This window comes from Pseudomonas sp. 2995-1 (assembly GCF_002742505.1).
GTDB classification, from domain to species: Bacteria; Pseudomonadota; Gammaproteobacteria; order Pseudomonadales; family Pseudomonadaceae; genus Aquipseudomonas; species Aquipseudomonas sivasensis.
Window position 1 is genome coordinate 688,862 of sequence record NZ_LJSA01000377.1, and the last position, 24,638, is coordinate 713,499.

Annotated in this window: 25 protein-coding genes and 2 pseudogenes; 5 read left to right on the forward strand and 22 right to left on the reverse strand. The window is 55.1% G+C overall.

The window, feature by feature from the left end; all coding sequences use genetic code 11:
• The first annotated feature begins 50 nt into the window (after nucleotides 1-50).
• Nucleotides 51-587: a GNAT family N-acetyltransferase gene (locus AOA61_RS20380; protein WP_099602556.1), complete on the forward strand. Its 537-nt coding sequence runs from the start codon at nucleotides 51-53 to the stop codon at nucleotides 585-587.
• A gap of 51 nt (nucleotides 588-638) precedes the next feature.
• Complete coding sequence (locus tag AOA61_RS20385) at nucleotides 639-833, forward strand: hypothetical protein (protein WP_256583466.1); 195 nt, start codon at nucleotides 639-641, stop codon at nucleotides 831-833.
• Nucleotide 834: 1 nt separating this feature from the next.
• On the opposite strand, the gene AOA61_RS20390 is transcribed toward AOA61_RS20385, so the two are convergent.
• Nucleotides 835-1,041 carry a hypothetical protein gene (locus tag AOA61_RS20390; RefSeq protein WP_099602557.1) on the reverse strand — a complete coding sequence of 69 codons (207 nt, stop codon included), beginning with the start codon at nucleotides 1,039-1,041 and terminating at the stop codon, nucleotides 835-837.
• Between the two features lie 1,903 nt (nucleotides 1,042-2,944).
• On the opposite strand from AOA61_RS20390, the gene AOA61_RS20400 reads away from it, so the two are divergent.
• Genes AOA61_RS20400 through AOA61_RS20410 form a run of 3 tightly spaced genes read left to right on the forward strand, consistent with a single transcriptional unit; the run spans nucleotide 2,945 to nucleotide 8,330 of the window.
• A complete protein-coding gene (locus tag AOA61_RS20400) occupies nucleotides 2,945-4,459 on the forward strand; it encodes an ATP-binding protein (RefSeq protein WP_158234813.1) in 1,515 nt (504 codons plus the stop codon).
• On the forward strand, nucleotides 4,456-5,490 hold the full coding sequence (locus AOA61_RS20405; protein ID WP_099602560.1) for a PD-(D/E)XK motif protein: 1,035 nt from the start codon (nucleotides 4,456-4,458) through the stop codon (nucleotides 5,488-5,490). Before AOA61_RS20400 ends, AOA61_RS20405 begins: the two co-directional genes overlap by 4 nt.
• On the forward strand, nucleotides 5,487-8,330 hold the full coding sequence (locus tag AOA61_RS20410; protein ID WP_099602561.1) for a Z1 domain-containing protein: 2,844 nt from the start codon (nucleotides 5,487-5,489) through the stop codon (nucleotides 8,328-8,330). The genes AOA61_RS20405 and AOA61_RS20410 overlap by 4 nt, the downstream gene beginning before the upstream one ends.
• Before the next feature lie 68 nt (nucleotides 8,331-8,398).
• Here the strand turns inward: AOA61_RS20410 and AOA61_RS20415 are convergent, their stop codons facing one another.
• The 21 genes and pseudogenes from AOA61_RS20415 to AOA61_RS20510 all read right to left on the reverse strand — a co-directional run bounded on the left by AOA61_RS20415 (nucleotide 8,399) and on the right by AOA61_RS20510 (nucleotide 24,611).
• Entirely contained in the window at nucleotides 8,399-8,941 is a 543-nt protein-coding gene (locus AOA61_RS20415; protein ID WP_099602562.1) for a lysis system i-spanin subunit Rz, read from the reverse strand.
• Entirely contained in the window at nucleotides 8,938-9,486 is a 549-nt protein-coding gene (locus tag AOA61_RS20420) for a glycoside hydrolase family 19 protein (RefSeq protein ID WP_099602563.1), read from the reverse strand. Before AOA61_RS20420 ends, AOA61_RS20415 begins: the two co-directional genes overlap by 4 nt.
• 63 nt (nucleotides 9,487-9,549) lie before the next feature.
• The gene (locus tag AOA61_RS20425) at nucleotides 9,550-10,593 is read right to left on the reverse strand and encodes a phage late control D family protein (RefSeq protein ID WP_099602564.1); all 1,044 of its coding nucleotides are present in this window, start codon (nucleotides 10,591-10,593) and stop codon (nucleotides 9,550-9,552) included.
• A 16-nt stretch (nucleotides 10,594-10,609) separates the two neighbouring features.
• On the reverse strand, nucleotides 10,610-10,816 hold the full coding sequence (locus AOA61_RS20430; RefSeq protein ID WP_099602565.1) for a tail protein X: 207 nt from the start codon (nucleotides 10,814-10,816) through the stop codon (nucleotides 10,610-10,612).
• On the reverse strand, nucleotides 10,791-11,636 hold the full coding sequence (locus AOA61_RS20435) for a phage tail protein (protein ID WP_099602566.1): 846 nt from the start codon (nucleotides 11,634-11,636) through the stop codon (nucleotides 10,791-10,793). Before AOA61_RS20435 ends, AOA61_RS20430 begins: the two co-directional genes overlap by 26 nt.
• Before the next feature lie 9 nt (nucleotides 11,637-11,645).
• A complete protein-coding gene (locus tag AOA61_RS20440) occupies nucleotides 11,646-14,171 on the reverse strand; it encodes a phage tail tape measure protein (RefSeq protein WP_099602567.1) in 2,526 nt (841 codons plus the stop codon).
• Between the two features lie 140 nt (nucleotides 14,172-14,311).
• Entirely contained in the window at nucleotides 14,312-14,617 is a 306-nt protein-coding gene (locus tag AOA61_RS32340; protein ID WP_256583472.1) for a phage tail assembly protein, read from the reverse strand.
• 27 nt (nucleotides 14,618-14,644) lie between these two features.
• A pseudogene (locus AOA61_RS32345) lies at nucleotides 14,645-14,914 on the reverse strand (phage tail assembly protein); the annotation flags it as partial.
• A gap of 13 nt (nucleotides 14,915-14,927) precedes the next feature.
• Entirely contained in the window at nucleotides 14,928-15,431 is a 504-nt protein-coding gene (locus AOA61_RS20450) for a phage major tail tube protein (RefSeq protein WP_099602569.1), read from the reverse strand.
• 12 nt (nucleotides 15,432-15,443) lie between these two features.
• Nucleotides 15,444-16,619 (reverse strand): phage tail sheath family protein, encoded by a 1,176-nt coding sequence (locus AOA61_RS20455; protein WP_099602570.1) that lies wholly within the window; start codon nucleotides 16,617-16,619, stop codon nucleotides 15,444-15,446.
• 98 nt (nucleotides 16,620-16,717) lie between these two features.
• The gene (locus AOA61_RS32350; RefSeq protein WP_256583467.1) at nucleotides 16,718-17,416 is read right to left on the reverse strand and encodes a hypothetical protein; all 699 of its coding nucleotides are present in this window, start codon (nucleotides 17,414-17,416) and stop codon (nucleotides 16,718-16,720) included.
• A gap of 1,260 nt (nucleotides 17,417-18,676) precedes the next feature.
• A pseudogene (locus tag AOA61_RS32550) lies at nucleotides 18,677-19,498 on the reverse strand (phage tail protein); the annotation flags it as partial.
• Nucleotides 19,495-20,100, reverse strand: coding sequence for a phage tail protein I (locus AOA61_RS20470; RefSeq protein WP_099602572.1), 606 nt, complete (start codon nucleotides 20,098-20,100; stop codon nucleotides 19,495-19,497). The pseudogene AOA61_RS32550 and the gene AOA61_RS20470, both read right to left, overlap by 4 nt.
• Nucleotides 20,097-20,984: a baseplate J/gp47 family protein gene (locus AOA61_RS20475; protein WP_099602573.1), complete on the reverse strand. Its 888-nt coding sequence runs from the start codon at nucleotides 20,982-20,984 to the stop codon at nucleotides 20,097-20,099. Before AOA61_RS20475 ends, AOA61_RS20470 begins: the two co-directional genes overlap by 4 nt.
• Entirely contained in the window at nucleotides 20,981-21,307 is a 327-nt protein-coding gene (locus AOA61_RS20480; RefSeq protein ID WP_099602574.1) for a GPW/gp25 family protein, read from the reverse strand. Before AOA61_RS20480 ends, AOA61_RS20475 begins: the two co-directional genes overlap by 4 nt.
• Before the next feature lie 5 nt (nucleotides 21,308-21,312).
• Nucleotides 21,313-21,510 carry a hypothetical protein gene (locus tag AOA61_RS20485; RefSeq protein WP_099602575.1) on the reverse strand — a complete coding sequence of 66 codons (198 nt, stop codon included), beginning with the start codon at nucleotides 21,508-21,510 and terminating at the stop codon, nucleotides 21,313-21,315.
• A gap of 46 nt (nucleotides 21,511-21,556) precedes the next feature.
• A complete protein-coding gene (locus AOA61_RS20490) occupies nucleotides 21,557-22,132 on the reverse strand; it encodes a phage baseplate assembly protein V (protein WP_099602576.1) in 576 nt (191 codons plus the stop codon).
• Nucleotides 22,129-22,647 (reverse strand): hypothetical protein, encoded by a 519-nt coding sequence (locus tag AOA61_RS20495; RefSeq protein ID WP_099602577.1) that lies wholly within the window; start codon nucleotides 22,645-22,647, stop codon nucleotides 22,129-22,131. The genes AOA61_RS20490 and AOA61_RS20495 overlap by 4 nt, the downstream gene beginning before the upstream one ends.
• Nucleotides 22,640-23,296: a hypothetical protein gene (locus AOA61_RS20500; RefSeq protein ID WP_099602578.1), complete on the reverse strand. Its 657-nt coding sequence runs from the start codon at nucleotides 23,294-23,296 to the stop codon at nucleotides 22,640-22,642. Before AOA61_RS20500 ends, AOA61_RS20495 begins: the two co-directional genes overlap by 8 nt.
• Entirely contained in the window at nucleotides 23,293-23,613 is a 321-nt protein-coding gene (locus AOA61_RS20505) for a hypothetical protein (protein ID WP_095015171.1), read from the reverse strand. The genes AOA61_RS20500 and AOA61_RS20505 overlap by 4 nt, the downstream gene beginning before the upstream one ends.
• A gap of 2 nt (nucleotides 23,614-23,615) precedes the next feature.
• Nucleotides 23,616-24,611, reverse strand: coding sequence for a major capsid protein (locus tag AOA61_RS20510; RefSeq protein ID WP_099602579.1), 996 nt, complete (start codon nucleotides 24,609-24,611; stop codon nucleotides 23,616-23,618).
• Between the last annotated feature and the right edge of the window lie 27 nt (nucleotides 24,612-24,638).

Here is a 24,638-nt window from a genome sequence, read left to right on the forward strand (position 1 = left end):
TAGTGGATACACGTATGAGCAGTGGGTTTGAGTTAACCGGGGCGATTTAGATGATCAATATTCGTGCAGCGACTGAAGCCGATCTCGATAGCCTACGAGCATTGGGCTGCGAGACCTATCAACAGCATTTCTCGACCTTGTGGTCCCCTGATGGCATGCGGGATTTCCTGGATCAGGATTTCTCACGCGACGCGTTGAGCCGATCACTCGACCTGCCCGAGCGTCAGTCATGGCTTATCGCCTCAGATGAACGGGGCACACCCATTGGGTTTTCCAAGGTCAACTGGTCGACACCAACGCCAATCACTGGTGAGCTTGGCGCAGAACTGCAAAAAATCTATTTCCTCAAAACCGCTGCCGGACTTGGCTACGGCAAGCAACTTTTGCAGTTTATCTGCGATCAGGCAGTGCAGCGTGGAGAGCACTTACTGTGGCTGGATGTGCTCAAGAGCAATTCAAACGCCCGACGGTTTTACGAAGCGTTTGGGTTCCGGCAGATCGGTGAAATCCCATTCGATACGGATTTGGCGGAAGTCGGGATGGTTGTCATGGGCCTTGAGCTGAATCGGCACCAAACGGAGAAATAAATGGAAGACTTGATACAGGGCCTCGACGGGCCCAGAACCGCCCAGTAGGAATTGTTCTACGACCTTGAAGATGCCGCGGCTGTTATTGGATGGTCAGTCATGGAGTTGACCACCCTGGCGTCCAAAAGCAGAACGCCGGATGAGGCGGCAGCATTGATGAGAATGTGCGCACTGTTGGCAAATCAACAGGCAAAACTAGCGGCGTATGCGGATGAGGTTAAGGGGCTGCGCATCAACCGGTCGTGAATCAACGCGGCGGGTCTGGCCGGAACACCGTCAGCGCGCCAAGCGTGGCTGCAAACGCGCCGAGAAACGTCGAGGTGTAGCTGGGAATAGCCCAAAGCATCAAACAGTGAACGACCAGCAGGAATGCAGCCAAGAGGCGGATTTGCAGGTTTGAAAATCTGCTGCCGTATCGCTCAGCGGCGCTGTTGAAGTATCTGATCCATTTCATAAGAAGACTCCTGACTGGGCAAAGAATGATTCTAACCGAGTGAACGACTCCAACTTTTCACCAGACAATAAAAAAACCCCGTAGACGTTAATCTACGGGGTTTTCAAGAGTGGAGGCCGAGGTCGGAATCGAACCGGCGTAGGTGGATTTGCAATCCATCCACAAAACGATATATTTCAATAGGTTAGCATCTTTAGCGTTCCGCAAGCTACTGATTTTTAAGACCCTGCAGCTCTCGCCCGCTGTGGAGGCCATTTTAAGTTGCGGAACGGTTTAGATGTCCTGTCCTCTCGGTAGACTAACGGCAGGCAGCCATTAGCTAAAAGCTATCTCAGGCAACCAGCCCCACCCACTTAACCAAATTCCATGAAAAAGCCATTGAGCCACACCTCTCGGGGGGAACTCGACGAAGCCCTTACTAAGCCCGCTCAAGCTCTTCAGTTTAATGTACTGCTGTGCCTAATGGATGAACCTATACGCCCCGTAAACCCGCAGCTTTATTCTTGAATTCCTCGAAGGCCTTGTCTCATTGGTGATTTCTCTGACCGCTCCTTCGACTGCCCTTCGAATTGCTCATCGCACCACCAAGCCACAGCCGCCTGATCAGGGTCGGCTTCAACGGTTCCCTTGCCGACGACCACCACTCCAATGTCAGCGCGGACCACGAACAACCTAAATTTCCGGATGTAGCGAATGGCCTGGAACGCAGTTTGGGCCCGAAGCCCCTAGCCCGGTGACTAACTGGCTTTACCCACTGCTCTCGGCTTTGACTGTCCCGACACTGTCTATACCAATGCCTTGCCGCTCGCCGAAGGATGCTGCGTCGATACAAAAATTGCGCGGCAATGTCCTGCTGCTAGCTTGGAATCACTGACAAGCAGATCGATGGACTTCTTCGAGCGGGTGACCGTTCCGCTCACAGAACCGGAGTTGATCATTGTTTACGGCAACGGGATTGGGAATTCCATCGGCCGCCAATTCTGCCGGAGGCATTTGGTAATGGAGATGCGAACCATGTTGACTCTTCTCCCGGGACGACTTGTGGGTTCACTACTACCATTGGAGGCGGAAGGTACGGTTGTGGGGGTCGACGTATGTCTAGGTTTGTGCCGAGCTTTAAAGCGATAAAGCTGGCGCGAGGTGCCGGAGGTAGCGGGCTGTCCAAGGTTCCGGGCTAGCTAATACTAGTACGCAGGAATCGACTAGCTTCATCCAATGATGACCGGCAAAAATTGGCCAAAAGCAAACATCGACGGACCAGCTGCACAGCGTTAGGACAACTCAAAGTGTCGACCAATTCATCGGTATGTTCAGTTGAGGAGTGCCCCCAGCACCGCTGCTGACCCGTGGATGGCTTATGCTTAGTTAGCTGCCTGGATAGCATCTGTCCCAAAGGTGCGATCCAATTTGCTTCTAAAATTCGAAATTCGTGCTCCTTCAGCCTAAATTCCGCCAGTTTTCACAACAGCTCGATGATGGCAATTTGATTTTATTGACGATGCTCGCTATCGTGGATTATCAGCAAAAACGGGCTACCCACCCAGCGCGCAACGCAAAAATGCGCACTGTGGCCATCGCATACAAGGACGGTAGCGACATGCACAGGAAACACATCATCGCAATTGCGACCTCTCCTACCCTACACATTTGGGCTACCAGATGGGGTTCGGCACTTTTCGCTAAGATCGCGCATTTTAGGAACTCTGGGGGCATTTACGAGCCAACTTACAACACCTTGGCTAAGCAACCAGAACTTCAACATTTGTTTAAACCATCACCAGCAACATTTAAAAAACGGCTCACACACAGAGCCTTTGAACAACACACGACAAGTCAAATAAAAATCGAACGCCCCAATCTTCGAACCAATTCTAATTATATCCTATAGATCGGACGATTAAACTTGACTGATATCAATTCCGCCCCTGACCTGAAAATTATTGAAACTGTTCCGATTAGTCCTCATGCGGGAAAAGTAACAGACGCCTTATCAAGAATTGGTTACAAGATCGAAGAGGCGATAGCCGATTTAATCGACAACTCGATAGATGCTTTGGCACGGGCAATTCTGGTTCGCTTTGTTCATGATGGGACAGAGATCAAGCGAATAATAATCGCGGATAACGGCTCAGGCATGACAAGGGAACAGCTGCTATCTGCCATGCAGTTTGGTTCCGATCGAGAACGCGCTGCCGATGCTTTAGGCAAATTTGGTATGGGTCTCAAAACCGCGGCACTCAGCCAGGGACGGAGTCTTACCGTTATTTCCAAGCATAACAAAAAAGTGACGTCATGCCGTTGGACGGCCCAGTCAATTGCCTCTGGTTGGAACTGCGAAATTCTCGACTCGAAAGGAGCAAAAAACTGGTTAGATAATATTCAACAACCATTTAGCATCGACAACAACGGTACTCTTATCGTAATCGATGGACTTGACCATGCCCTCACTGGAACGAAGGGGCTTGAAGCAACATTACAAAAATTACACAAAAAACTCAGCATCCATTTAGGACTAGTTTTCCATCGATTCATTGATGCTGGCATCAGTTTGCATCTCGATGCGGTACATATAAATGGAGGCAACGCAGGCTTCAGTGTACCCATCGGAAGCCTGAATCCATTTGATTATGCAATTACAGGACATAAAGATTATCCTCTGGACTTCTCTATTAAATTACGCGGACTTCCAGCGCTGAAATGTAAAGCCCACATCTGGCCACCTAATCAGACAACCCCAAGTTACTTTCTCAGCAGCACGAACGTGGCAAACCGACAAGGTTTTTATTTCTATAGAAATGGAAGACTTATACAGGCTGGTGGATGGAATGGCTGGAGGGAAACTGTAAATGACCACCACCTCACGCTCGCGCGCGTTGAAGTCGAACTCCCATCCCAATTTGATACCGAGTTCCGTCTGAACGTACAGAAGTCCGGCTTAGACGTACCTGAAAGTTTTAGATCGGCTTTAAGTTCCGCAGCCAACCCTATGACTCAGTATGTGAAACAGGCGGAAGAAATTTATAGAAAAAAGACAGAATTTGAGGAGATTTTTGTTCCCATTCCAGGACGAGGTTTTGGAAGTACCGTGCGGCGCAGAGCAAAGACTTACCTCGCTGGAAAAAAAGCTCCAACACGAGAAATTAATATTTTATGGGGGAAGCTTCCCCAAAACCAATTCTTTCAGATTGATAGAGCGGTTGGGAATGTGATTTTGAATGCGTTCTATCGCCAAGATCTTCTACAGGGAAGTGCAGCAACCCTCAACGACACACCAATTATAAAAACTCTACTTTTCTTACTATTGCGGGATGATTTACTTCGCGAGCGCGGGAGTAAGCGCTTTACCGAAAGACTAGAAGAGGTCAATGAACTGCTGATGCTTGCAGTTAAAGAAGAGCAGTCGAGGCAAACTGAATGACCACAAATCAGCAAAAAGAATCCCGCCACATTACTTGGGAACAGCTAAAAGAGCGAATTCAAGCGGGCATCCCCTTCGTACACCGTATTCCCTCCCCCGACGGAAAAGGCCCTGCACTAGATATTTGGGTTTCAGAACATGGAGCGGAGCTTGCTCTGAGATTACCATGCGCTAACTCTGACAAGCCAGCGTTATCAAAACTCGAGGAAATCGAGGTTCGCCAAATTAGTACCTTATCTGGCCCAATGTTGGAGGTGCAAACTCGAGCGCGTACTCTCTACCAGGAAATTTATGGTTTTTTTGTTTCCGTCGCAGACAAGGTACAACTTAATGACAAAAAAGCTCTCGAGGCAGTCGAAGAAACATTAGAAGGCTGGCGAGAACTTATAAAGATTGAGACTGTTTTAAGTGATGAGGCTCAGCTGGGATTGAGAGGCGAACTCTATTTTTTGCGTAGCTTGGCAAAAGTAGTTGGTAACCAAGCATTAACTGCATGGGTGGGCCCTGACAGACAACCACATGACTTTCGCATTGGCACACTAGAATTCGAAGTCAAGACAACTCGAAGCACCAGCCACACCCACATAATCAATGGGATTTCACAGCTTGAAGCATCACCGAATCATTCCCTTTTTGTATTCTCCATGCGGTTATCCCCATCGGGTGCTAACGCAGGAACTACACTTCCGGATGATATTGAAAATACCCGGGCAATTTTGGGCCAAAAAGAAAGGTCTCGATTTGACGAAATACTCAGAACACATTTCAACTATCGAGCGGAGCACTCTGGTTACTATCCCCTGCGGTTGCACCTAGCAGATACCCCCCTCCTTATACCTGTTGATAGTGCATGCCCTCGATTGACTACTGACCTGCTTTTCTCCGTTCCTCACCGCAGCAGAATCCATAACGTATGTTATTTTGCAAATTTTGACGGCCTAGGATACTCAGAAAACTCTGAAGAGTTTATGAATGTAATGGCGAGCACGCTACCTTCACGAAATATTATCTCGAACGAGCCAAAACAATGAATATTATTGAAGTCGCCAGAAACACACTTAGCGGGATGGCATCGGGCCCAAAAAATTTGGGCCGCGAACTAAACCATCATTCGGATGATTACCCCTCCACTGAAGAAATATTCCAAGAACACATCAAGTCCGCTGCATCATCAGACTTAGTATTCAACCTACTCAACCAAAAACTAAGTTCATGGGATTACGAAAGCTCTGCTGAATGGATATCGAACACTAAAAAGAACACCGTTGAGCGACGTATAAAAATCTATGAATTATTAAAAATAAATCCCACACTTAAAGCCATTCTGAACGAGAAGCTACCTCCAAATCTTGAATACGAAATGCCAATTGTCATCGCTCGAAAACACAAACCTTGGTATGACTCCACCAGGCAAACTAAACGCTCATTTTATAGAGACGCTTACTCTCGATATCTTAGGGAAAATAAAGGCTGGAGTGAGAGCCAGATTCAAAATCTGGAAGAGAGTACAAGGCTTATTACTGAGCGTCTTTCAGATCCAGAAAGAGATGAAGTATTTACAGTAAAAGGGTTGGTTGTAGGGTATGTGCAAAGTGGTAAGACTGCAAACTTTACTGGCGTTGTCGCTAGGGCGGCGGACGCAGGATATCGCCTAATAGTTATTCTGGCTGGCACTATGAACATTTTGCGCGCCCAAACTCAGCGCCGAATTGACCGCGAGCTGATTGGAAAACCGTTTATTACTGCGGAGGATGAAGTAAGTTACGCACCAGACTTAGCCAGCTTCATCGACCATGGCGTACTACCTTCAGACATCGGACAATTTGACTGGCATCGGCTGACGAATATCGAAGGGGATTATCAGCGACTCAAGCAGGGAATTCAGTCTTTGGAGTTTCGTAAACTGGATAAGACCCTACCTTTTAATCACCCTGACAATCTACATGCTGAGAGTGTTAGGCTGCTGGTTGTAAAGAAGGTGCCATCCGTCTTAAAGAAAGTCGCAGCAGACCTCGATGCAATTAGAACGCGACTGGCTGATATCCCAACCTTAGTTATTGACGATGAATCTGACCAAGCATCTGTAAACACAAAGAAACCAACAAAAAAAGAAGTAGAGGACCGTACTGAAACTAACTCCGCCATCGTATCACTACTACAAAAATTGCCACGTGCGCAATACGTCGGCTACACTGCTACTCCTTTTGCAAACGTGTTCATCGATCCCAACAACGAAGAAAATCTTTTTCCGCGCGACTTTATTATCAGCCTTCCACGCCCTGGAAACTACATGGGTGTCGCTGACTTTCACGATTTGGAGAGGCCAGACAAAAGCATCGCTGGATCTAATGAGCTAGCGTTCGTTCGCAACGTAGTTGGCAAAGATAATTCGGCCGAAAATCTCCCACAAGCTATTGATTCATTTATTCTCACCGGCGCAATAAAGCTCTTTCGCCAAAGCGTTCAACCCAGCTTAGCTAAAAGCTTTCGCCATCACACAATGCTGGTTCATGTGTCAAATCTGACAAGCCATCATACAGATATAGAGAAAGAAATTAATATATGCCTCGAAAAGGGTGGATATCTGATTGGTACGGCATTGACGAGATTAGAGAAACTTTGGCAAACAGACTTCGCAAAATTTTGTAACAGCGACACTCAGCCCTACCCAACCCCCAAAAATTTTAATGAAATTAAGCCATTCCTTGGTGAGTGCTGGAGTCGATTGAAAAGCGGACCAAAGCCAGTTCTAATAGTGAATGGAGAAAAAAATGACAACCCAGATTTCGAGAGTGATAATATTTGGAAAATAATCGTCGGCGGAGCTAAACTTTCCCGAGGATACACAATTGAAGGATTGACTATTAGCTACTATCGGAGGCGCGCAGGAGCTGCAGATGCGCTTATGCAAATGGGGCGTTGGTTTGGTTTCCGTGATGGGTATCGAGACTTAGTAAGACTTTATATTGGGCGCAAAGAAAAAACAGGCGCTAAGGGGACAATTGATTTATTTGAGGCATTTGAAGGGGTTTGCAGAGACGAAATTGCGTTTCGTTCAGAACTAGAAAAATACGCCTACCCCGAGGATGGCGAACCGATTCTTCCTACTCAAGTACCTCCACTGGTCCCCTCACACCTTCTACGCCCAACGGCCGGCAACAAAATGTACAACGCCGTAATCAAATTTAAAAACTTCTCAGAAGACTGGAAAGAACCAACTCTAGCTCCAACTAAGGACTCCGATATTAAGGCCAACCAAAAACAACTGGAAATCTTATTATCCAACCTCACCACGCCTATCACTGAAAGCATACTTTCCATAACGCCATCAAACGGAAAATCAATTGATTTTCATACCAAGACAACGACACTTACCGCTACAGACATGATTAAATTTTTACGTACATACAAGTGGGAAGGTGAAGACCGGAGTGTTCTCATAAATGAAATTGAATTTTTAGAAAAAGGCGAGTCAAACGTAGACAAATGGATCTTTCTATATGTTAACGGCCCAAAAGACTCCAAAGAATATCAAGTTGCAGGACAGCGTTTTAGATCCTATAGACGCTCTCGTACAAACGGAACATCTGAGCGTTTCAACGTATACTCGGAAAGTCCTCACCGAATTCTTGCACGATACTTATGTGGACTTGACGAGACCAAATCCAACAATCCAAATACAAAAAAACTACGCTCACCAAAGCAAGGTGTTTTTATCTTCTATCCAACGATTGATATAAACAATACAGATGCCAAAATTACAACAGGTTTTGCCCTGCAATTCCCCCACAACGATATTAAAACTCAGATTCGATTTGGGGTAAACTCCCCAAAAAACCCAGATGATCTAACCACCAAAAAAACTCGCTAATCAAAGCGATTCATACATCATAAGAATGGCCACTTTAAAAGTTAATTTTAATGTGGCCTGTGCTTTTTTCACCGCGATATTAAAACTGCTTTGATATAGGCTTGGCACGCCGCCAATGCGATCAGTCCTTGGTCGCCCGCATCGGTGATGCCGATAATTCGTTGAGCATGCGCTGGGTCAAGTTGGGCGCGTGTTCCGCCATGAACCACGCTGCCGGTTGGGGTAGCGGCTGACACTGTGTCGCCACTGGCTGTATCGGTGGCGTCGAGGAGGACTGACAGGCGCAAATCAGCAGTGGCAAGGCGATCAAGAAGGCGAGCCTGGTTGCGTTGAGCATCATTCAGTTCCTTGTAGTGGATTTGTTCACTGGTCGACAGCCGCTGCTCAAGGGCCAGGCGTTGGTCCAGTACCGTGCGCACCTGGTCAGCGGCGGCGTTGCTGATGGCGATCAGATCGTCCTTGTGCAGGCCTGCCTGTTCGGCGAGTTGCTTGCCGTAGCGCCAGTCTTGAACCTTCCAGGCCGATGCGGCAGATCCGCCGACCGATGCGATCAGCAGCACGCCAACGGCTAACAGCCGATACGGAGCCGGGATCAGGTCGACGAGACTCATAGCACCGCCCTCGCCCGCCCCCACAACTCCAGTCGATCAGCCAGACCATTGAGGCCGCCATTGATCTTGCGGGTGATCGCCTCGAACTCATCCCGATCCGCCAGGGCATTGAGCTCGCGAACCCACCAGAACCACGCGGCCGACTCGGCGGCCCATTGCGGCAGTTCAAGCAGCTCAGGGGTGCGCAACAAGCGCTCGTCGCCGAACAAGGCCAGGCTGCAGCGCAGGTAGTTGTTACGGCCGGTCACTTGGATCAGGCCGCGACCGCGATAGCGCTGGCCATCGCCGTCCGGCTCCGGGGTGTTGCCCAGCTTCTGGGCCAGGTTGCCGGTGTCGTATTTGCTCAGGTACTGATCGCCGCCCAGCTCGCGGACGTACTGCAGTTGGCCCGACTCATGGCCGATCTGGGCGAGGAACGCTGCCTGGCGCTTCGGCGTATCGATCTTGCGGTTGGTCATAGCCGCGTTGAGCGCGGATACAAAAACGCCCGCTTGGCTGCGGGCGTTGGGCATGATGCGTTGGAGTTGTTGCTCGGTAATGGACATGGCTTTTTCCCAGACAAAAAAATACCGCTCGATGGCGGCGTGTGGTGAAGCAGGTAATGCCAGTTACAGCTCCAGGACTTTGACCTCATTGGATTTCTTCTTTTTCTTGCCGGCCGCCTTGGCCTTACCCTTCTTCCCTGCGTTGCACTCCACCGTGGTACTCCAACCAGACTGGGTGTACACCTGCTCCACGGAGTCGACCAGAAATTCCCCGTCCAACCCTTCCTTAAACCCCTGCGCGTTAATCTGTCGCTCAGCAAACAGGTCAGTACGCCCGACCATCTCCAGCCGAACTTCAGCAGTCGAGCGGTTGAACGCTGCCAACCTAGCCTTGGCTGCTTGCTCAGCTGCAGACTTGTTCGGGTGGATGTGCCGGTCGGTATGAACCGGCGGCAAACCTTCAGGCGCATCGTCGTTATCCAAAGTCAGGTTGACCAACTCGCCGGTTTTCTTGTCCTGGTAGCTGGCCTTGACGGCTTTCTGGGTGGTGCGGTCGGCAAAGCGGAATTGCCAGCGACTGACGTCACTGCACCGGATGGTGATCGCGGGCAAATTCTTTCCACTGGCGGTCTGCCCGCTTTGACGCGGTAACACCAACAACTTGCCGTCAGCGACCTTGGCCGTGCAGTCGTGATTCTTAGCTAGCCGGGTGATGAAGTTGTAGTCCGACTCATTCATCTGATCAGCCCTTGGCACAACCGAGCCTACTGGGCATTCAGGCTTCCAGCCATTCCGCGCAGCAATGTCGCTGACGATCTTGGACAGCGTCACATTTTCCCAACTGCCGCTACGGGTGGTCTTGCCGCTACCGCGCATGTCGCTGGCTTTGCCGCGAATGACCAAGGTGTCCGGCGGACCAGATACCTCAATGTCATCCACTGTGTACCGACCCACTCGTGCCATGGCTTTGGTGTCGTAGCCGAGGTAAACCTCAATCCCAGCGCCTTTCTTGGGGAGCGCTACGGCGCCATCACGGTCATCGATTCGCAACTCGAACTCGTCCGACTCCATGCCGGGCTTGTCCAACGTGCGCAGCAACAGCAAACGGTCGTTGATCAAGGCTGTTATATCGGCGCCATCAGTGACGATTCGAAAGACTGGTTTCATGGGTAGTCCTCAATATTCAGTCCCACAACTGCACCTGCTCGACTGTTGACCGCTCAATATCCGGGAAGGTGATCAGCAGCCCAGTACGCAACGGTTGCGGCTCATCTGCCAGCAGCCGATTCGCAGCAAGCACCGCCTCGACCGTGCCATTTAGGTGACCGTAATGCTGATAACACAGGGTATCCAGCAGGTCGCCGTCAGACGTTCTGCATATCATCGCCATAGCGCGAGAACTCCAAACTAAAGGTTTGCTTGCGCGGGATCCCGCCGGCCAGCAGCGCGCCTTGCTCCTCATCCATGCTGCGCAGGCACCAGGTGCCGAGTACAACGCCGTAGCCGGTGGTCAGGTTCAAAGGCAGCAACTGCCCACCGATTGAACGTAGGGTGTCGAGCTGCTTCAGCCCACCCTTGAACGTGGGAAAAATTACGCCCTTGAGACTGAGCTTATCTTCTCCCACGCCCACGGCTTGCTGCGCTGGCCGACGACTGAGCCGCTCCTGCGAGGCCCAGCGGAATTCCGTCTGCCGGCGTAGTTCGTTAAACGCTGCGGTGTCCAGGTTGAAGTAGAACGGCTGCGCATTCGCCTGCAGCGGCTGAAGGATCAGCAGGTGCGGAAACGGTTTGACCGCTTCCGCCAGGGGCGTGGCATTCGGCGCCAATGCGCTGGTGGGCAAGATGTTCGCCAGGCGCGGACTGACTTTGCCGGCGATTTGATTGATTGCGGTGCTGGCACGGGCGGCTTGTTCCTTCAACGTGCCCAGGCGCTCGTCAATTGCCGACAACGCGCGCGTCGCTTTGCTGTAGGTCGCCAGTACCGTGCCGACCTTGGCCTGCGCCGCGTTAATCCCGCGCATCACCCGTTGCAGTTTTTCGCCGACACCGGCTGGCACGCCGGGAATGCTGGACAGCTCATCCGCCGCCCCGGTGATTTCGCCAATGGCGCCGTTCACCGGGCCGACCATGTCGTCGATGCTATGGCGCCCCGCCTCGCCGGCCTGGACCAGGGATTTGAAGCCCGATTGCAGTTGCTCCATATAAGCCATGACAACTCCTTAAACGTGAGGGGCATCGAACAGGTTGCGCCGGGCTTGCTCTCGGCTGAACTCCTCAAACATTTGCCGCATGTGCGGCATCAATTCCTGCGCCAATTGCCGTGGATCCTTGACGTCACCCTGAACCGTAACCGGCATGGTCGGGGAGAACGTCCACTGCTGGTCTACCCGAGTCGGTTCCGGTTTCGCGGCGAGTCCAGCAGCCAGCACGGCCGGAGCCGTAGTTGCTGTGGGAGCCGCCGCCAACGAACGCGAGACATCCCCCAAGGCTGGCCCCGGTGCTGCCGGTACTTTGAGCATCAACGGGCCGGGCGATAACGCCGGCGCCATCTGGGACAGAAGCGGCATAGCCGCCGCACCTGGTGGTGGCAACCTTAACGGCGACGGCTGATCCGGCAGCACCAATCGCTCGGCCGGCGCGTCCGGGCCACCGAAGACAGCCTTGCCAACAGCGCCGCCCAACTCGCCGCCGCCCCAACTGCCAAGGAATCCGCCGATCAATCCGCCAACAACAGTCCCGATCACCGGCACCACCGAACCAATCGCGGCACCCGCTGCAGCACCCGCCAACGTTCCGGCCAAGGTGCCAGCGGCATTGCCGTAGCCCTCGGCTTTTTCATCGCGGGTCTCCGCATTTTGATAGGTATCAGCAGCGATCAAACCCGCCTCGATCAGCGCCATGGGCGCGCCGACCTTAGCGAACCCGAGGCCCTTACCCATCATGGTCTTGGGCGCGAACCGGCTGGCCGTTGGGCCAATCGGCGCTGAAGGTGCAGGGGTACTGACGGGGGCGCCTCGACCACCGCGACCACGCTTGCCCTTGCCACGTCGCCGCTTTCCATCACCTACGTCGACCCCGCCAGCGCCGCCAGAGGGGTTGGTGACAAAGACCCGCTGGATCACGTTTGGATTGCCCATCAGCGACCCACGAGCGACATTCAGCAGACCCTTGCCGATCTTGATCGTATTGATCGCGGCGCCCAGGCTGACAACACCAGCAGCCAGCACAGCCGCCCCGCTGACCACTGTCGGAAACCGACCCGCCAACTCGCCAAACCCATAGGCAACTTTCGCCAGCCCGTCTGCCGCCACATCCGTCAGCGGCCGCAACGCATCACCGATGCGAGTCATCGAGGATTCAATGCCGGCAGTTGCCGTTGCCCACTTCCGGTTGGACGTTTCCCGCGCCTTCGCTGCATCCGCCTCAATCTTAGCCTTGCCGTCCGTGGCTTCAATGGTCGACATATCAGCCTTGATTTTGTCGCCGTACTTGATCTGCGCGAGCAGGCCAGCACTGGCGCTCTGATCGCTGACGATGGTCGCCAGCCCGGCAGCTTCAGTCAGGGCGATCATGGCCTGCTCTTCCTCGGCACTACCATCCACCGACGACTTGATCTTGGCCTTGAGCGCTTCGATTTTCTTGGCCTTTGCCGGATCCTGCTTTTTGATCAACTGCTCACTGAGCATGATGAACGCATCGACCGGGTTGGCAGCCTTACCGCTTTTAGTCGCAGCGAGGATCGAGCCCGTTAGGTCGTAGCCTTCCTTGGCGAACCGTTCCTGACTGGTGCTGCTGATCACAGCGTTGAGCAGGTTGTTCATGTTGGTGGCTGCAGCCGCCGAATCCTGAGTTTGCGAGTATTGCGACTGCAGGCTTGCACCGAGGAAACGCACTGCCTCGGGGCCTTCCATGCCCAGACGCTTGATATTGCCAAGCATCGCCGGCAAATACTTCGCCATCTCCTTTGGACCAAACGCGCCGATGTCACCCGCCGCAGCCACCTGACCAAGCATGGCCGCCATGTCACCCTGCTTTACGCCGGCTTCCTTAAAGGAGTTGATCAGCGTTGCAATCGTATCGGGCTCCATGCCCTGGCCGTCGATCAGGTCAGCGATCTGACCGGCGTAACTAGTGGCAACGTCCCACTCGACGCCTTTTTCAATCAAGGCACCCACCGACTGCGCCAACAGTTGCTGGCTCATACCCTTCTCAGCCGCGACCTTACTGATGCTGGCTGCCAGCTCCGCTTCATCGCCGGTGCCGGCCGTGTGAGCCCACAACGACATTTGGCGAACCTGCGCCTGGTAATCGCCGGAGATCTTCGTCGGGATCGCCAACGCGCCCGTGAGCACCGCCGCTTGGCCGAGGGAGTTTTTCATCCCCTCTTTGCCTTGCTGGATCTGTGTATGGCCCAGCGCCTTGAGTTCAGCACCCCGCGCTACCTGCCCGAGAGCCTGGTATTCCTTGCGCAACTTACTGACCTCAATGCCCTGCTCTTTCAGGGTTTTGAGGTTGCCTTCCAGCTTTCGCAGCAGACCATCAGCCGACGCCGCGCCGGTGTCGTGGGCTTTTTTCCACTCATCCCGCAGGCGGATGGTGTCGCCGATAGTGCTCTGCAGCACGCGAGCCTTGGTGCCGGTTTCGCCGAGTTTCCTGATACGGCCTTCAACGTCCTTGAAGGCGGCGCCGACCGTGGAGCTGACGACGCCGCCGATGACTAGGCCGAGCGCCAGGTTATTTGCCATGAGAACACTCCAGGCAGAGATGCGGGGCTCAGTCCATGAGCCACCAGATCATCGTGGAAAAGGGCATGGTCTCGATTTCATTGGCGGCAAATGAATACTGCGTCGCCAAGCGCTTCGCGACCTGCTTCTGCAATTCGGCGTTAAACCCCGTCGTCCTGCACCAGGCGAAAGTAGGCGGCTTGCAGCCGCTGGTAGTCCGTCAGCTTGAGCCCCTCCAGATCCTTGGTGTCGGATTCAGACAGGTCGGCCAGGAGGATGGTCTCGCGCTGCTCGTCGTTACCATTGGACGCCGAGGTCGCGGCCCGCACGTCGCGCACAGTGGGGGCGCGCAACGGCAGGCGGTCGAGCTTCATGTCTTTGAAGTCATACGCTTTGGACAGCGTGACGATGGCGCCGTCGGTGCCAACGACCAACCAAGTCGGAGTCTCGTCTTTTTTCTCGGGGATACCCGCGTCCAAGATCAACCGCGAATACGCGGTTTGTACCCGTGCATAGTCCGTCAGTTTTAGCCCATCGATGTCCTTGGTGCCGGCATCAGACAGCGAGGCGAACAAGGTCACTTCGCACAACACAGCGTCATTGCCACCGATGGCGTCAGAGGCGCGCACCTCGCGCAACAGCGGCGCGCGCAGGGTCAGCTGGTCGATCTTCACGCCGTTAACATCGCTGGGCCGCGTCAAAGTGATGGTCGCGCTATCCGCCTCAATGTTGAGCCAGGAAGGCAGTGGTTTCAGTTTTTTCATGAGAGCAATTCCTTTACAGGCCCAGGTCACGGCGGACGCTGGCAAGTTGATCGACACCGTTGATAACCCGGACGCAGTTAATTGGATCGATCTCGTACATCAGCCGGCCGCCGACTTCGAGCTTGTAGTAGCTGACCGCCACGGCGTACTTGAACTCACCGGCCTCACCGGCTTTCCAGTCGCCTGGATCAATCTCTTTGAGCATGCCGCGCAGGGTGGCGACCACTGCCGTAGTCGCGCCTTTCTGGCCTTTGAAGGAACCACGGAACACCGCGTTGAACGCAGTCTGATCGGCCAGGCCGTAAAACTTCATGATCTCGGGGCGCGCACCTTTGCCAGCGAAACTGGACTCCAGCTTTTCCATACCCTGATCCATCTCGACCGGGGCATCCATACCACCAGCTCGATGCTCCTCGGTTTTCAAGGTGAGCTTGGGGAGCGTCAGGCTGGTGATCTCCCCGTTGAAGCTGAGGCCATCGATATGGGCGTTCATGTTGTAGAGCGTTTGCGGAACCATTTGCGGTTCTCCTTATGCGTTGGTGTCGAGGACTTCGGTCAACCACTGGTTGGTGACCTCGACCCGGAAGTTGGGGTTTTCTGCCGGTGGCACGTCGGTGAAACGAATGTTCCAGTACACCTTGCCCTGCTCCAGCTGGCTGGCCGTATTCAACTCCGGGTCAGCGAACACCTCGAAGTTGATCACCGCGCCCTGATTTTTCAGGTCACGCATAAAAGCCTGCAGGCCGTTCGTGACGTCGCTGACGTAGGTCTTGGTGATCGAGCGGTCAACAGCCCATTTATGGCCGTAGAGAATCGCGTCCATGACGATGTCCATGGTCCGCACGCGGGTAACGAACGCCCACTTCGGATCGCTGGAACAGGTGCGGTTGCCCCACAGGCGATACCCGTCATCCCGGATGATCGTGGTGATCTGGGCGTTGTTGAGCAGGTTGGCCCGGCAGGTTTCGTCGCCGTCGAGGAATTCGATAGGCCGGCCGGTACCGGTGAGGCCGGCAAACTCCTTATTCGAAGGCGAGGCCCAGAAGCCGTACTCCGAATCGGTCCAGGCGAAGAGTCCGGCCACCCAGGCAGAACTTGGTGCATCGACGGTGGCACTAAGTGCGGTGTCCCAGTACTGCACGCCGGGGTCGACCAGGAACACGCGCTTGCTGCCGAAGTTTTCGCGGTACTCCATGACGGCTTCGTCGGTGGTGTTAGGTCCGTCGATGATTGCCATGGCACGCAGCTTTTCGCTCAGCGCCACCAGCGCCGTGGCTACGGGCAAGCTCGCGGTGTGTTTGGGTGCGGCCAGCAAGCGGGGCTGCGCGTTGAATCGGCTCTTGCCGTCGAGCAGCGCCTGCATACCGGTGCGCGTGCCGTTCGCCAGGACGCCGCCAATGATGGCCGAGGTCTGCGCGGCGGCGTCTGCCACCTTCGCCACGCCACAGGCTACGATCACCGCCTTGGAGCGAACGTAGATGGCCTGCACCGCCTTGGTGATTGCCGCTTCTGCGCCCCAGGCAGCGATGGCTTCGCTTTCGCGGGTTATCAGCACCAGTTGATTGGGCAAGGCACTGGCAGCAGGGCATGGGGTGAAGGTGTCGCAGAGACCAATGATCGACGACGACGGCACAGCGATAGGTCGCGTGCCGGTATCGACGTTGGTCACGGTGACGCCGTGAAAAAAACCACCTGCATTACTCATGGTTGAACTCCAGAAACGAGAAAGCCCCGCATAAGCGAGGCCATAGGTTGGTCGTGTTGCGCGTAACGGAAAAGAAAACGCCCCGTGAGTACGGGGCGTTATTGGATCAACTCAGCCAGCCATACCGGCTGTTCAGGCCTGTACTCAATTGCCGGGAAGTGCTCCGATTCAGGCCAGCCTCGCAGATCGTGTCGGTAGCCCTGCAACTGCGTGTATTGCTCAGCGGTGAGAGTTGTTGGCCGCGAGGCCTCTACCTCATCTCGGTGACGCGAGATCAACGGGTCAGTGAGCAGCAATGCTCGGTCGCGTATTGAACGCTCGCGAGCTTTCAGTTCTTCCTGCGTAGGACCAGGCGCCGGGGCAATACTTGGCTGACCGTTTTCGTCAGGCGCAAGCACAGAGCCGCCGAGTGCCAGCAACCGGAAAATCTCCAGGTGCTGATCTGGTAGCACCTCGACAAGCTCGGATTCAGGCGGAAGCAAGCACGCTGGGTTGGGTACGGTAATGAGCGGGGGCGAGGCCTGCTCATCTGGCACTTCAATCATTGGATGCACTGCATCAGGATCAGGAACCAAAATGGTTTCAGGCGCAGTTTGAGCTTCTGATTCCTCACCCTCGACTTCATCCACTTTCACCCACGCCGGATTAGGCACCGAAATCCATGGCTGATTCCATTCCGGGTCGGGAACATTCACGGTTGGACGAGTCCAATCGGGATCGGCTACCTGAATAGTCCGGGTACCGTGAAATAGTTCAGTAAAAAATGTATTGCCGTGTGCGCTATAGAAAATTTTCATCAATTAATTTCCTCGGGCCTCTACCATTAAAACAAGTCCCGTTTGGACTACAGCGGCCCACTCTTCCAGGCGGATAGTAGCGCCGTCCAAGGTAATTGCGTTGAAATGCGCCTGGCCGCCAAACTGTGTACCTGCCGGGAGTTTAAAACCGATTTTTACGTTTAGAATTTGGTTTGGAAATTTAAAAGGCCATGTCACGTTTATAGTTCCAGTCGTAGCAAAGTCACCAACAACAACATCAATCCACTGCTTAATCTCGCCGGTATCTGCGTTCTTGCTCCAACCGTTTGGAGCCAGTAGAGCGGTATCTTTTGGCCGGTCAACCTGCAAATAAACAACTGTACCATCCATGTGACGAATATAAGGCGCAGTCTTAACACCATTATAAAATCCAGCGGCGTCGGATCGGTCGCCGGAAACCTTCCGACCTACTGCTGCAGCCACAAAGGCGCAGTTAGCTATGTTTGCACCCGCGTATCCTTCGGGCTGGTCCCAAACAGTAGTATTGCCCGTAATAGCAGGCGTGGAGATACTTCCCGGAACGTTAAGGCGCCCCTCGTACGAGTACGACATGGTAGGACCAGTTACGCTGTTATCGGCGTTAACAGTCCTCCACGTAAAACCACCAGTTCCTGAGCTGCGATTGCACACAAAATTGAAAGCGTTAGTAAACGCTCCGTCAGGTCCATATGAAACGAATGCACCAGGGCTGCCAATAGGCGCGGTGCTAGCATTAATGCGCAGACTGGAAAAGGTAGGGGTGTAACTACCGCCACTAACAGGCATCTTAGTTGCGGGGTCGAAATTTCCGTCGTGATACACGGTTCGATATACGAAAGAACCATCAGCAAGCACACGACGAAAACCGAGTATGTCGTACCCGTTCCCCACATGGCCAAAAATGTCAAACGCGGCTGCAGTGTCGCCGGGGTACTTCATGCGCAAAAACAAGCCGCCGCTAGAGTTAGTCATGCCATCGGTAGTACCGCTCGCATATACGCCAATATGATGCCTGTTAATGTCACCGATTTTCCCAACAACACCAGTTTGCGGCGTGGAAAGGATAGCGTCAGTAATGCCATAACCTCCCAAAGTTGTTGCCTTCGCAGCCTTCCCCAAAAGCGCGGTGTCCACCTGCTCCATGGTGTATGCATTGGTAATGCCATAGCCGCCCAGGGTATTCGGGTTCGTGCCCGCAATAACGCGGCCGAGCTTATCCACGGTCAAGCTTCGATAGGTGCCCGCGACAATGCCCGTGCGCCCGGCAACCACTTCAAAAGTCAGCGCAGTGGTGCCAAGTACAATCGGCGCATCTGTCACGAGCTGCCAAACGCTATCGCCGTTGGTAGTACCTTTCTCGACGGTGACGAACAGCCCTGATGTCACCTCGACACTGGCGTCAGCATCCTGAGCGCGCTTCCAGGCACCGGCTGCCGGCACAACATAGACACCGTTGTTTTTCGCCTGAGTCTGGTCTTTCACCAGTACGCGGTCATCTGCAGCAAGCGCCACCCCATCGACAGTCTGTAGTCCACTCAGGACGATGTTCGCAGTAGTGGCCACGAGTACCGAATGCTTGAAGTCCTGCTTGTTGAGCGCCTCAGTAATCGACAGGTCAACGTATTCGCGGGTCGCCAAAACAATTGCCGGGTCGATCTTCAGCACAATATTGCTGATGCTAGAGACAATGAAGTTCATCCGCACAATTTGCGTACGGCCTGAACCCTGATCCAGCGCAGGTTTAAAGCTAGGTGCGCAATTGGAAACTGCAACCAGGTCACCGTCCGAATCGTACAAGCCGATCTCGCGGATCCACCAACCACCAACGTCTGCCGGAATTACTTGCTCGGCAATGATGACGGCCGCGTTAACCGGATCAACGCGCAGTTGATTCAGCGGCGCACGTCGCTGCTCGTTGATCAGCTTGGTCTGTGTTGCGCTGGGCATAGGATCAGTGCCATTGGCATCCCCTACCCCGAGCTGTGTCAGGTTCCAGGGAATCCCCAAGGCATTGGCATTTGCCAACTTCGCGGCCCCCACGTTGGTGAGGATCGCCATAAATTGCGAGTTGCGATCAATCATGGGTAAACATCCAGAGTGTCTATGCTGTGTTCACGCCCGACCACACCGATGTAACCGGTGACGTCAATGTCACGCTGCACGGGTGGGTAGACGTCGATTACATCGCCCTCATAGAGAGCGACACCGATGTGTATGGCGCCTTGGGTTTCGAGGCTGATAGCCAGTCCGGTCAAGGGGCGGCTGACGGGCTTGGCGTCGGCGATCAGGCGCTCCAGCTCCAGGTACATCTCTTCGGTGATGCCGGCGTCCAGCACGCCTACCTTCAAGGCGAAGGTGCCGGGAATACCTTTGGGCGTGGTCTGCCACCACTCCAGCACCTCGATCAGGTAACCGAGCGGTTCCACCACCCGACGCAGGGCGCCAATGGTTCCTTTGTGCGCGTGCACGTAAAACGCGGAGCGGATGGCCGAACGCTTGACTGCTTCGGACCATTTGTTGTCCCAACGATCCACCGACCACGTCCAGGCCAGCCACGGCAGCAGGTGCGCCGGGCAGGTGTCCGGGTTGTAAAGCGTGCGCAAAGGAATCGCAGTTTTCTCGACTAGCGCGGCCTCAATAGCGCGCTCCAACTGCGTACTGTTCAGCGGCAGTAAACTGGTCATGATGTGCCACCAAGAACGACGCTGTAGCCTGTGCAATACGCCGCCTGGGATTTGCTGGGCTTGAGGTCTTTCCAGTTCTTCAGCTCTACCCGGCCAACACCGCTGATGTGCAGCTGGGCGTTGACACCAGATTGAGAAACTTCCAATGCCAAGCGTTTGCGCGGGTTGATCCAGGCAGCAAGCCGCCGGGTTGCCTCGGCCAGGATGGCGTCATTTTCCGGTCCAGCGCCTTGCATGTGCAGTACGGCATCAACCCGATAGTTCAGGATTTCGGCGCTCTGCACGATGAGGCGGTCACCCACCGGCCGGACGTTGTCGTCGCTGAGCTTGGCATGCACCGTGTTGAGCAATGATTGAAAAGCCAGCCCGCTACCGGTCAGGCTTAGTACGGTCACTACCACGACAGCGGGTGATGGGCTTTCTGCCGTTGCATCGGCTACCAGCGCCGAAGCGTTGCGTGCATGGAAGATATAGCTGTTACGGGGGCCTGCTGTAGTCAGCCCTTCGTAGACCAACTGGATACGCTCGCGCAGGGCGTCATCAGACTCTTTAACTTCTTCGACCGGCGGCACCGCCAACAGGTTGGCCGGCTGTATCACCAGCCGTTGCAGTTTCACGTTGGCCGCCAGCTGGTCCAGATCTTCCTTTTCCGCGTACGCCAGCATCAGCGCCTTGGCTGCGTCGTTGACCCGTGCACGATTTTGCATCTTGCCGTAGGCGCCCAGCTCGACGAGCTTGACCACCGGGTCGCTTTCTAGCGCGGCGGACCAGTTATCGCCCATGTACTCGCGAAAAGCAGCGAGGCCCTCTTCGTACAGCGCCTCGTAGTCCAGCGACTCCAGCACCTGCGGCGCCGGCAACGCCGATAAATCCACCGTGCTCATGCCGACACCTCCAGCAGTAGGCTTTCGCCCAAGTACTCACCCGTTAACTTGAAGTCGATGCGGCCGCTGACGACGGCAACGACCTGCACCTGTTCCAGCTTCAGTCGCGGCTCCCAGCGCCCCAGCGAGCGAGCCACCTCGGCCTGCACCGCACTCTTCCAACCGGCGTTAACCGGCAGGTCGACAAAGCGCCGGATCTGGCTGCCGTACTCAGGTCGCATCCGTCGACTGCCCACGGGCGTCCCGAGAATGTCCCCAATGGACTGCCGGAGATGGTCGAGACCGGACAGCGGTTTGCCGGTGTGGCGATCCATTCCGATCATCTGGATTACTCCTGCAGCAGTTCCAGATCCGGGTGCGCCTGCAGCTGGGCGAATTGCTCATCGCTGCTGGCTGTCACACGCCCCTTGGCAACCGCTGCAGTACTGCCATCGGCAAAAACCAAGGTGCGAGAGGTGTAAAGCGTGTCGCGGAAAACGCGGCCAGGCCGCGTGTCGTCCTGACCATCGGCTTTGTTCTTGCTCATCAACAAATGCTCCTAAAACGAAAAACCCGCACAGGGCGGGTCGTAATCAATGTTTGTGGTTCGGCGTGTTACCGCCGACGTCGATGACCTGGCCGTCGCTATTGATGTTGCCGGTCGCGTGCAACGGCCCCTTGATCTGGGTTGCACCGTCGATGGTGACAGCGCCCACCAGGTTGATCTCGCCCGACACCAAGCGCGTGCTGTCCGGCGTCATCTCAAGCACAGACCCGCCGACCTTTACCGTCACGCTGCCGGCAGGCAGGTCGATGGTGTAGCTATGGGCCTGCCAGTCGTAGACCAACGAACCACCGTCGTCGAAACGCCACACCTCGACGTGGTCGCGGTTGTCCGGCTGGGCGCCTGCATTGCCGTACAAGCCAGGGATGAAGGTACCCATCGCCGGCTCACCGCTTGGGCTGATCAACACGCCCTGCTCTTTCAGGCTCGGCACCCGCCAGTGGCGCGCCTTGCCTGCCGCCTGGCTGTGCCAACGCACCCAGGCGCTGGTCCAGTCACCCGACTGCACACGCACCATGGCGGTGGTCAGATCCACCGCCACCACCACGCAGGGCATCACCGTCGAGGCAATCATGCGGTCATGCTGGGCACTGGCGTAGCTCATTGCAGATCCTCCGGTTTGATCTGCCCAACCCCCGGTCCCAGGTCGATGACCAATGAACCCGGCGGTTCATCCGGCCACGGCCATTCCTCGGCCCCCAGGTAAACCGTCTGGTCCCACTCCACCAGCCAGACGAAGTAGCCATCCAGTTCGGGCTTGGTCCAGTCCTGGGAGGATCGAACAAACTCGGCGCAGTCGACCTCCAACCCCCAGCTCTGCCCCCGCAGAAGCACCGCAAGTTGGGAGGCCAACTGCACGGCCTGCCGTTGCGGATCTCCGCTGATCGAATCGACGATGATCCGCGCCTCGAACTTGCAGGTCAGCGAGGTTTCACCGGTACCGATATCCGGTGCGGGTTCCATCTCGGCCATTTCCAGCAGCACCACAGGCGTGGGGATGCTGGTGTCAGCCGACAGATCCGGCCAGAACGATGCCCCCCGGATCCCCGGCAATTTCTCCTGCAGGTGCTGCTCGATGGCCTCATACAGCCTTTCGAGGCTAAAAGGTTGATCAGACACGGGCGGTCCCCTTGAGGTACTTCTGCAGTTCAAAGTTGAGCTCTTGCTTGAGGATCTCCAGCAAGCGCTCGTCAGCGCGTGTCACCCAGCTGTCGAAGTGCGGTCGCACCTGGTCCAGCGAGACCTTGGCTTTCGCCAGTGGGAAGCGGTTGTCGCTCTCCGCGATAAAGCCCGAGCTGCGCCGGCCCTGAGTGCTTCCGGGGTAGTCCGAGGCGCTGAAGTGCTTGCTCGACGTGCGGATCCAGATGTCAGGACTGCTTCCATACACTTGCTTGAAGAACGCCCCCTGATAACGCCGCCCCGCTACCGAGACGCCGGCGCGGGTTTGCCGAGCCTTGCCGACCCGGCTGGCCTCTATGGCGTTGACCCCAAACCACAACTTGCCGCGCATCGCCCCGCCGCTGACCGGGTAAGCCCGTAGGCGTTGCCGGACGGCGCCGATGGCGATGCGTTCCTGCTTGCCCACGGCCCTTGCGATATGAGTACGCAGCCAGCCCAGCGTCTTGTTGATTGCACGCCGCTGAGCCGCTGCAGCAGCCTTGGGCACCAACTGCCCGAACTCGCGCAAGGCCTGGGAATGCACCGCCGACGGCAGGATGTTGATCATCCCGCTGTCGCGGTTTTGCTGCACATGGCTGCCGACGCTCATGGTCGCTTCCTCAAGATCAGGGCCACCAGGCCATCGCCGCCAGGCTCAAGTTGCAGCAGGTCGTAGTCGCCGCCGCCATCCAAAGTCGGCAAGTCGATGGTGACCCGCAGGCCCTTGCTCAGACCGTCCGAATCTTTCACGCGGATCTCAAATCGAGGCTCGCGCATTCCGGTGTGGACCTTGCCGAACTGCGGTGCTTTCCATGGTGCCGCGAACATACCCAGTACCGGTTCGGCGCGGCCTTCGATCTGGGCGCTGTCGCCCAGGGTCTCGAATACCACGTCGTCGATGTCGTCGATCAGATCGCGGAAGGCCACGGTCACATTTCCAGCAGGATCTGCGCCAAGGGCCGCGTGCACATGTGCAGCGGGTTGGACTGAGCTTCACCGGCCATGCCTTTGTTGAAAGGCAGTGGCTCGATCTTGCTGTAATACGGAACACCTTCGGTGTTGACCGTTTCCATGTAGTCGGCCGGTGCGAATACCGAAATGTACAAGTCCGGTACGCCTTCAGGGATCAGCAGCGCCTTGTCGTCGTGCACAAACGTCATCCCGGCGATTTTGCCGCGATAACGCTCCCAGGTGATGCCTCCGTAGTCGAAACTTTCACGAGCATCACCTCGTAAAGCAGCTGCTTGTTGGGTGTTGAGGTAAGTTTTTTTCACCTCCTCAATTTCCAAAAGCGCATTCCAAAAATTCTTACCGCAGAAAGCACGAGAGCCGCTGCGGGTCACGCTGCCCAATGCGTCCTCTTGCATATCCAACGCCTCACCACACTGCACGCGAAACGACTTCGTCTCACCGACCAAGCCCATCGACAACGACTTTCGCTTAACGCCAAAACGGTCATACAAATCGAGTAGCACCGTCTTGCCATCGGCATCGTAGATTTTGCCGTTGAGCGCACCGAGGCGCTGAAACTCGTGAGTAACGTCCAACTGTCGACGAGCCTTGGCCAGTCGCTTGTTGACAACGTCCTGCACCGACTGAAGCTCGGAACGCGTGCCGAAGGCACGAATGCCCTGGATCTCATCAGCCTTGATAGTGAAGCGTTGTGGCAGGTGTACGGTATTGAAAGGAATCAGCGTGCGCTTGGTACCACCGACCACCAGACCGGACGTACCCCGTTCACCCGCCGGCACCAATGCCAAGGTGTCACCGTCCTTTTCGATCTGTACCGTAAGGGTGGTAATACCCTCCTCCTGGAACAAACCCAGGCTGCCGATACGTCCAGGCACGTACTCCTGTTCGTTGATTGCGGCGGTCAGCGAAGACACCGAGAACGCATCGTCATTGAAGATTTGAATGTCAGCCATGAAACATGTCTCCAGAAAACAAAAAAC

Coding starts and splice junctions, on each gene's coding strand:
- AOA61_RS20380 (WP_099602556.1), top strand. CDS start 51: ATGATCAATATTCGTGCAGCGACTGAAGCCGATCTCGATAGCCTACGA.
- AOA61_RS20490 (WP_099602576.1), bottom strand. CDS start 22,132: ATGAGCTACGCCAGTGCCCAGCATGACCGCATGATTGCCTCGACGGTG.
- AOA61_RS32350 (WP_256583467.1), bottom strand. CDS start 17,416: ATGAAAATTTTCTATAGCGCACACGGCAATACATTTTTTACTGAACTA.
- AOA61_RS20425 (WP_099602564.1), bottom strand. CDS start 10,593: ATGAAACCAGTCTTTCGAATCGTCACTGATGGCGCCGATATAACAGCC.
- AOA61_RS20510 (WP_099602579.1), bottom strand. CDS start 24,611: ATGGCTGACATTCAAATCTTCAATGACGATGCGTTCTCGGTGTCTTCG.
- AOA61_RS20455 (WP_099602570.1), bottom strand. CDS start 16,619: ATGAGTAATGCAGGTGGTTTTTTTCACGGCGTCACCGTGACCAACGTC.
- AOA61_RS20475 (WP_099602573.1), bottom strand. CDS start 20,984: ATGAGCACGGTGGATTTATCGGCGTTGCCGGCGCCGCAGGTGCTGGAG.
- AOA61_RS20440 (WP_099602567.1), bottom strand. CDS start 14,171: ATGGCAAATAACCTGGCGCTCGGCCTAGTCATCGGCGGCGTCGTCAGC.
- AOA61_RS20410 (WP_099602561.1), top strand. CDS start 5,487: ATGAATATTATTGAAGTCGCCAGAAACACACTTAGCGGGATGGCATCG.
- AOA61_RS20470 (WP_099602572.1), bottom strand. CDS start 20,100: ATGACCAGTTTACTGCCGCTGAACAGTACGCAGTTGGAGCGCGCTATT.
- AOA61_RS20450 (WP_099602569.1), bottom strand. CDS start 15,431: ATGGTTCCGCAAACGCTCTACAACATGAACGCCCATATCGATGGCCTC.
- AOA61_RS20435 (WP_099602566.1), bottom strand. CDS start 11,636: ATGGCTTATATGGAGCAACTGCAATCGGGCTTCAAATCCCTGGTCCAG.
- AOA61_RS20390 (WP_099602557.1), bottom strand. CDS start 1,041: ATGAAATGGATCAGATACTTCAACAGCGCCGCTGAGCGATACGGCAGC.
- AOA61_RS20405 (WP_099602560.1), top strand. CDS start 4,456: ATGACCACAAATCAGCAAAAAGAATCCCGCCACATTACTTGGGAACAG.
- AOA61_RS20485 (WP_099602575.1), bottom strand. CDS start 21,510: ATGAGCAAGAACAAAGCCGATGGTCAGGACGACACGCGGCCTGGCCGC.
- AOA61_RS20430 (WP_099602565.1), bottom strand. CDS start 10,816: ATGGCGATGATATGCAGAACGTCTGACGGCGACCTGCTGGATACCCTG.
- AOA61_RS20480 (WP_099602574.1), bottom strand. CDS start 21,307: ATGATCGGAATGGATCGCCACACCGGCAAACCGCTGTCCGGTCTCGAC.
- AOA61_RS20415 (WP_099602562.1), bottom strand. CDS start 8,941: ATGAGTCTCGTCGACCTGATCCCGGCTCCGTATCGGCTGTTAGCCGTT.
- AOA61_RS20420 (WP_099602563.1), bottom strand. CDS start 9,486: ATGTCCATTACCGAGCAACAACTCCAACGCATCATGCCCAACGCCCGC.
- AOA61_RS20500 (WP_099602578.1), bottom strand. CDS start 23,296: ATGAGCGTCGGCAGCCATGTGCAGCAAAACCGCGACAGCGGGATGATC.